7 protein-coding genes are annotated in these 6,719 nt (G+C 60.2%); 5 read left to right on the forward strand and 2 right to left on the reverse strand.

The window, feature by feature from the left end:
- The first annotated feature begins 2 nt into the window (after positions 1-2).
- The 4 genes from argC to erpA all read left to right on the forward strand — a co-directional run bounded on the left by argC (position 3) and on the right by erpA (position 2,600).
- A complete protein-coding gene (argC, locus tag INS93_RS13940) occupies positions 3-1,037 on the forward strand; it encodes an N-acetyl-gamma-glutamyl-phosphate reductase (RefSeq protein ID WP_192982940.1) in 1,035 nt (344 codons plus the stop codon).
- A complete protein-coding gene (locus INS93_RS13945; RefSeq protein ID WP_319017549.1) occupies positions 1,034-1,777 on the forward strand; it encodes a DUF6776 family protein in 744 nt (247 codons plus the stop codon). The genes argC and INS93_RS13945 overlap by 4 nt, the downstream gene beginning before the upstream one ends.
- On the forward strand, positions 1,767-2,177 hold the full coding sequence (locus tag INS93_RS13950; protein WP_192982943.1) for a bactofilin family protein: 411 nt from the start codon (positions 1,767-1,769) through the stop codon (positions 2,175-2,177). The genes INS93_RS13945 and INS93_RS13950 overlap by 11 nt, the downstream gene beginning before the upstream one ends.
- Positions 2,178-2,249: 72 nt before the next feature.
- Positions 2,250-2,600, forward strand: a complete 351-nt coding sequence (gene erpA, locus INS93_RS13955) for an iron-sulfur cluster insertion protein ErpA (RefSeq protein ID WP_160019897.1) — start codon at positions 2,250-2,252, stop codon at positions 2,598-2,600.
- A 50-nt stretch (positions 2,601-2,650) separates the two neighbouring features.
- On the opposite strand, the gene INS93_RS13960 is transcribed toward erpA, so the two are convergent.
- On the reverse strand, positions 2,651-3,742 hold the full coding sequence (locus tag INS93_RS13960; RefSeq protein WP_192982946.1) for an anhydro-N-acetylmuramic acid kinase: 1,092 nt from the start codon (positions 3,740-3,742) through the stop codon (positions 2,651-2,653).
- 3 nt (positions 3,743-3,745) lie between these two features.
- Positions 3,746-5,173 (reverse strand): peptidoglycan DD-metalloendopeptidase family protein, encoded by a 1,428-nt coding sequence (locus tag INS93_RS13965; RefSeq protein ID WP_192982949.1) that lies wholly within the window; start codon positions 5,171-5,173, stop codon positions 3,746-3,748.
- Positions 5,174-5,354: 181 nt separating this feature from the next.
- On the opposite strand from INS93_RS13965, the gene tyrS reads away from it, so the two are divergent.
- Positions 5,355-6,554: a tyrosine--tRNA ligase gene (tyrS, locus tag INS93_RS13970; RefSeq protein WP_192982951.1), complete on the forward strand. Its 1,200-nt coding sequence runs from the start codon at positions 5,355-5,357 to the stop codon at positions 6,552-6,554.
- Positions 6,555-6,719: the final 165 nt, after the last annotated feature.

Genomic DNA, 6,719 nt, shown 5'->3' on the forward strand with positions numbered 1-6,719 from the left:
TGATGATCAAGGTCGGTATCGTCGGCGGCACGGGCTACACCGGTGTCGAATTGCTGCGTCTGCTGGCGCAACACCCGCAGGCAGAGGTGACCGTGATCACTTCCCGTTCCGAGGCCGGCCTGCGCGTCGACGAGATGTACCCCAATCTGCGCGGCCATTACCCCGAGCTCGCGTTCAGCGTGCCGGATGTCGCCACCCTGGGCGCCTGTGACGTGGTGTTCTTCGCCACCCCGCATGGCGTGGCCCATGCGCTGGCTGGTGAGTTGCTCGCTGCGGGTACGCGAGTAATCGACCTCTCCGCTGACTTCCGTCTGCAGGACGCCGATGAGTGGGCCAAGTGGTACGGCCAGCCGCACGGCGCCCCCGAGCTGCTGAAAGAGGCGGTGTACGGTCTGCCCGAGGTCAATCGCGAGGCGATCAAGACTGCGCGCCTGATCGCCGTACCCGGCTGCTACCCGACCGCTACTCAGCTGGGGCTGATCCCGCTGCTCGAAGCCGGACTGGCCGAGACCGGTAGCCTGATCGCCGACTGCAAGAGCGGTGTCAGCGGTGCCGGTCGTGGCGCCAGCGTTGGTTCGCTGTTCTGTGAGGCCGGCGAGAGCATGAAAGCCTACTCGGTCAAGGGGCATCGCCACCTCCCGGAAATTCGTCAGGGGCTGCGCCAGGCAGCAGGTAGCGATGTCGGCCTTACCTTCGTGCCGCACCTGACACCGATGATTCGTGGCATTCACGCGACCCTCTATGCGCGCGTTGCCGATACCTCGGTCGATCTTCAGGCGCTGTTCGAGAAGCGTTACGCCGGCGAGCCCTTCGTCGATGTGATGCCGGCGGGCAGCCACCCGGAAACCCGTAGTGTGCGCGGAGGCAACGTTTGCCGTATCGCCGTGCACCGTCCGCAGGGCGGCGACCTGGTGGTGGTGCTCTCGGTGATCGACAATCTGGTCAAGGGGGCCTCGGGCCAGGCGGTGCAGAACATGAACATCCTCTTCGGTCTCGACGAGCGCCTCGGTCTGTCGCACGCGGCCCTGCTGCCGTGATACCGGGCTGGGAGGTCCGCCTCAGCGATCCTCGTCGCGAACGCAGACGCCGTTGGCTGCAGTTGCTGCTGGTGCTCGCCATCCCGGTGGCCTTTGCTCTGGGATGGTACTGGCCGCAGGCGCAGCCGCAACAGGCGCCCGCGGATACGCAGGCACTGCTGACTCGCCTTGCCGAACAGGAGCAGGAGCTGGAGTTGCTGCGCCAGCGTCTGGCCGTGGTCGGCAGTAGCGACAAGGTCACGCAGCAGGCCATGGAGCAGAATCGTCGTACCATCAAGCTGCTGGAAGAGCAGATCTTCAAGCAGCAGCAGGATCTGGCTTTCTACAAAGGCGTGCTGGCACCTGCCAGTCGTCGTGAAGGTATTCGCATTCGCGCCTTTGAGCTGCAAGCCACGGACGCGCCGCAGCGATTTCGCTACAAATTGCTGATGAGCCGAGTCGGTGCCAGTGATGAGGCATTGCAGGGGCGTTTGCGTATTACTGTCGAAGGGCAGCAGAACGGTAAGCCGGCTTCGTTGGAGTTGGCGGCGCTGTCCGACGAGGTAAGCGAGAGCAGCATTGCGTTCTCCTTCAAGCACTTCCAGTCCTTTCCCGAAGCGGGTCGTTTCGGCGAGCTACAACTACCTGAGGGCTTCGAGCCGCGTCAGGTCAAGGTTCAGGCGGAGGTCGAGGGCGACAAGCCGCTGAGCCGTACATTCGAATGGATAAAATCAGGAGCGATAGCCACCCATGTGGAGTAAAGACAAGACCAAACCCGACTTGCAGCGCTTCAGCGGCAAGACCAGCCTGATTGCCGCTGGCGCCGAGCTGGTAGGCGACATGCGCTTTCAGGGCGCGGTGCAAGTGGATGGTCGGGTCACCGGTAATCTGCTGGCTACCGAAGGGCTGGTGCGCGTGAGTGCAGGCGGCCTGGTTGAAGGTGAGATACGGGCACCCCATATAGTGATCGATGGAGAGGTGAGTGGTGATGTATTCGCCAGCGGCCATCTTGAGCTGGGTTCACGCTCTCGGGTTCGCGGCAACCTGCATTACGGCCTGATGGAGATGGCCATGGGGGCGCAGATCGAGGGGCGCCTCTGTCATATCAAGGATGGTGAGCGGCCACTCGAGCTTCCCGCTATGCTGGAAAACGAGCAATAGTTGACCAATTTTGTAGGGCAAGCGGATAATGCACGCCCAAAGCAGTATGGCGCATGGCGCCGGGAGTCCAGAATGAGCGTCGAAACCTTCACCCCTGCCCCCATGCACTTTACCCAAGGCGCGGCCAGCAAGGTGAAGAACCTGGTCGATGAAGAGGGTAATCCGCGCCTGAAGCTGCGCGTGTTCGTCACGGGCGGCGGCTGCTCGGGCTTTCAGTACGGGTTTACCTTCGATGAGGACGTGGCCGAGGATGACACCATCGTCGAGCGCGAAGGCGTTAGCCTGGTGGTCGATGCCATGAGCTTCCAGTATCTGGCTGGCTCCGAGGTCGACTATCAGGAAGGGCTGGAAGGTTCGCGTTTCGTGATCAAGAACCCCAATGCCACCACCACCTGTGGTTGTGGGTCGTCCTTCTCGATCTGAATGCATCGCCTGATGACAGACGCCGCGCTCGATGCGCGGCGTTTTCGTTTTCACGCCGGGTAGATGGCGCCGAGCACGCGTAGGCCTTTGGCGCCGGTCACGCTCGGGCGATTACCAGCAATGCCCTCAAGCGCGCAATGTGCCAGCCAGGCGAAGGCCATGGCTTCGACCCAGTCCGGATCTACGCCCTCAGTCGCGGTGCTGCTCACCTCGGTTCCAGCCAGCATCTCGCGCAGGCGCTTCATCAGACAAGCGTTGTGCGCGCCACCTCCACACACCAGCAGAGCATCCGTGTGAGCCTGCGCGTTGCGTAGGGCGCTGACGATACTGCATGCGGTGAGTTCTACCAGGGTGGCCTGAACGTCTTCGCTGGCCAGTCGCGAAGATGCTTGCAGGTGGCCAAGCAGCCAGTCGAGGTTGAACAGTTCGCGACCGGTACTCTTCGGTCCCTGGGTGGCGAAGAACGGATCGCTCAGTAGTCGCGACAGTAGCGCGCTGTCTACCTTGCCGCTGGATGCCCAGGCACCGTCACGGTCATAGGCCAGGCCCTGGCAATACTGAATCCAGGCATCGAGCAGAACGTTGCCAGGGCCGCTGTCGAATCCCAGAACCTCCTGGCCGGGTGAAAGCAGGCTGAGGTTGCTGAAACCGCCGACATTGAGCACGGCGACCTGCCGCTGGCTATTGCCGAACAGGTCATGGTGGAAGGCTGGGACCAGAGGAGCCCCTTGACCGCCAGCGGCAACATCGCGCCGGCGGAAGTCTGCGACCACACAAATGCCCGTAAGCTCGGCCAGCAGCGCAGGGTTGCCGATCTGGATGGTGAAGCCGCGCGCCGGTTCATGGCGCACCGTCTGGCCATGGCTGCCGATGGCGCGAATCTGCTGCGCGGTCAGATTCTGTTGCTGCAGGAGTTCGTTGACAGCGGCAGCGGCCAGTTCGACCCAGTGTTGTTCTGCAATGGCTGCGCGTGCCAGCTCATCATTGCCAGAGGTGCACAGCGCAAGCAGGTCGCTACGCAGTTGTTCTGGCATGGGGCGGTAGAGCGTGGCGAGAAGGTGAGGACGCTGATCCTGATCGATCAGCGCGATGTCCAGTCCGTCCAGGCTGGTGCCGGACATCACGCCAATATAGAGGGGCACGGCTTACTGCTGGTTGGCGGCTAGCATGGTGGCCTTTTCCTGGTCCATGCGTGCCATCAGCGGTTTGCTCAGTTGCATGAAGCGCTGTTTCTCGCTCGCTGCAATGGGGTCTGCCATCGGCAGCTTCTGGCTGAGTGGATCGACGTGTACACCGTTTACCTGGAACTCATAGTGCAGGTGAGGGCCGGTGGAGAGGCCGGTAGTACCGATATAGCCGATGATCTGGCCTTGTTTGACGTTCGCACCGTTGCGAACACCTTTGGCAAAACCCTGCATGTGTGCGTAAAGGGTGCGATAGCGCTGGCCGTGCTGGATGATCACGGTATTGCCGTAGCCACCGTTACGCCCTGCCAGTGCTACGCGACCGTCACCGGCAGCCTTGATTGGCGTGCCACGTGGCGCGGCATAGTCGACGCCCTTGTGTGCACGGATCTTGTTCAGGATCGGATGCTTGCGACCCGTGGAGAAGCGCGAGCTGATGCGAGCGAAGTCCACCGGAGTGCGGATGAACGCCTTGCGCATGCTTTCGCCATTGGCGTTGTAGTAGCTGGTAGTGCCTTGTTTGCTGGTGTAACGCACGGCGGTGTAGGTCTTGCCGCGATTGGTGAAGCGCGCCGAAAGGATGTTGCCGGTGCCTACGGGCTTGCCGTTCACTACCTTCTCTTCGTAAATCACCTCGAACTCGTCACCTTCGCGAATATCCATGGCGAAGTCGATGTCGTAGCCAAACACGTTGGCCAGGTCCATGGTCAGGCTGTGCGACAGGCCGGCACGCTTGGCGGAGAGGAACAGCGAGCTGTTGATCACGCCGCGGCTGTATGCGGTGACCACCTCAGGCTTGATCTGATCACGCTCGAAGTCGAAGCCTTTATCGGTACGGCTGAGGCGAATGGTTTCCAGATCGTTGAGCTTGCTCTGCAGGCTCTTCAGCTTGCCATCTTCGTTCAGCTCGAAGTCCAGCACCTGGCCCACTTTGAGACGGCTGAACTGCTTGGCGTCCTTGCTGCTATTGAGGGCTTCGTGCAGATCATTGGCGTTCAGACCAACCTTGGCGAATACGGTAGAAAGCGTATCGCCATTGCTGACCGTGATGTTGTGGTGGTTGGGGTCGGAAGGAGGAGTGGTGTCAGCTGTTTCTAGGCGGTCTTTGTCAGCGTCTTCTGCGCTGTTCTCTGCGGTGTTCGCGCTTTGCTCGATCTTGGCGAAGGGCGAAGCGGCGCCAGGCACTGGCTGTCCCGCTCGGAGGTCGTCCTTTTCCTGCAGCACCTGCTCGGTATCGTTACCGAGGTCCAGGTCGAGAAAGGTTTTCTGCGCTTCGACTTCACGCGAAGGAAACACCAGCAGAGCCAGGCTCAGCAGCGCAGCTACACCGCTAGCAGCCAGGATATGGCTTTTAGGGTAGGGCGGGGCTTTGGGGATATTTTGCGTCATGGCGTGAGGCGTTTTCTTGGAATATGCATTAACTGTATAAAATATAACCAAAATCGGCTTGGGGCAACCCTTGACATGCCGAACGGACGCTCAGGGCGCTTACCCTGGGCAAAACTTGTAATTAGTCCGCGATCTTGTATGGTTGGTTCCCTTTCAATTTCCAGTGGTTGCGGGTTCTGTCATGAAGTCGGTCGAAGAGCAGCTGGCGCTGATCAAGCGCGGTGCAGAAGAGGTTCTGGTTGAGGCTGAGCTGGTAGAAAAGCTCAAGCGTGGTCAGCCGCTGCGGATCAAGGCGGGTTTCGACCCCACCGCGCCGGATCTGCATCTCGGTCACACCGTCCTTATTAATAAGCTGCGTCAGTTTCAGGAACTCGGTCATCAGGTGATCTTCCTGATCGGCGACTTCACCGGAATGATCGGTGACCCCAGCGGCAAGAGCGCTACCCGTCCGCCGCTGACACGTGAGCAGGTTCTGGATAACGCCGAGACCTATAAACAGCAGGTTTTCAAGATTCTCGACCCGGCCAAGACCGAGGTGGCCTTCAACTCCACCTGGATGGATCGGATGGGGCCTGCCGATTTCATTCGTCTGACGTCGCAGTACACCGTAGCGCGCATGCTCGAGCGTGATGACTTCGACAAGCGCTACAGCAGCAACCAGCCGATCGCCATTCACGAGTTTCTCTACCCGCTGGTTCAGGGCTACGACTCCGTGGCGCTCAAGGCCGATGTCGAGCTGGGCGGTACCGATCAGAAGTTCAACTTGCTGATGGGGCGCGAGTTGCAGCGCGCCTATGGTCAGGAGTCGCAGTGCATCGTCACCATGCCGTTGCTGGAAGGTCTCGACGGCGTGAAGAAGATGTCCAAGTCGCTGGGCAACTACGTCGGCATCCAGGAAGCGCCGGGTGTGATGTACAACAAGCTCGTCTCCATGCCCGATGCGCTGATGTGGCGTTACTTCGAGCTGCTCAGCTTCCGCTCCATGGAGGAGATCGAGCAGTTCAAGCGTGATGTCGAGCTGGGGGCGAACCCGCGTGACATCAAGATCAAGCTGGCTGAAGAGCTCGTTGCGCGTTTCCACGGCGCAGAAGCTGCTGCCAATGCGCATCGCTCCGCAGGTAACCGCATGAAGGATGGCGAACTGCCGGAAGATCTGCCAGAGATCGAGTTGCTCTCGATCGAAGATATGCCGATCTCGTCCGTCCTTAATAAGGCGGGCCTGGTGAAGAATGCTGCGGTTGCTCGTGACCTGTTGGGTTCGGGCGGTGTGCGCGTCGATGGTGAAGTGGTTGATCGCACCTTCCTGTTCAAGCTGGGGTCGGTTCACGTCTGCCAGGCAGGCAAGAAGGCCTTTGCGCGTATCACCCTCAAGTCCGAGTAATAAAACTGCAATTTTTGCTTGACGTGCATTCTGCTGGCGGTAGAATGCGCGCCACTTCAGCGATGAAGCTCTTCAAAAACTTCTTGTTAATCAATAAGTTAAGTTTAAAAGAGGGGTTGCAAAGCGAGGTGAGGCGTGTAGAATGCGCGCCGGTCGACAGGGTGA

The sequence above is a fragment of the Pseudomonas sp. EggHat1 genome, assembly GCF_014892995.1.
GTDB classification, from domain to species: domain Bacteria; phylum Pseudomonadota; class Gammaproteobacteria; order Pseudomonadales; family Pseudomonadaceae; genus Aquipseudomonas; species Aquipseudomonas chaetocerotis.

Coding starts and splice junctions, on each gene's coding strand:
- INS93_RS13965 (WP_192982949.1), bottom strand. CDS start 5,173: ATGACGCAAAATATCCCCAAAGCCCCGCCCTACCCTAAAAGCCATATC.
- erpA (WP_160019897.1), top strand. CDS start 2,250: ATGAGCGTCGAAACCTTCACCCCTGCCCCCATGCACTTTACCCAAGGC.
- tyrS (WP_192982951.1), top strand. CDS start 5,355: ATGAAGTCGGTCGAAGAGCAGCTGGCGCTGATCAAGCGCGGTGCAGAA.
- argC (WP_192982940.1), top strand. CDS start 3: ATGATCAAGGTCGGTATCGTCGGCGGCACGGGCTACACCGGTGTCGAA.
- INS93_RS13950 (WP_192982943.1), top strand. CDS start 1,767: ATGTGGAGTAAAGACAAGACCAAACCCGACTTGCAGCGCTTCAGCGGC.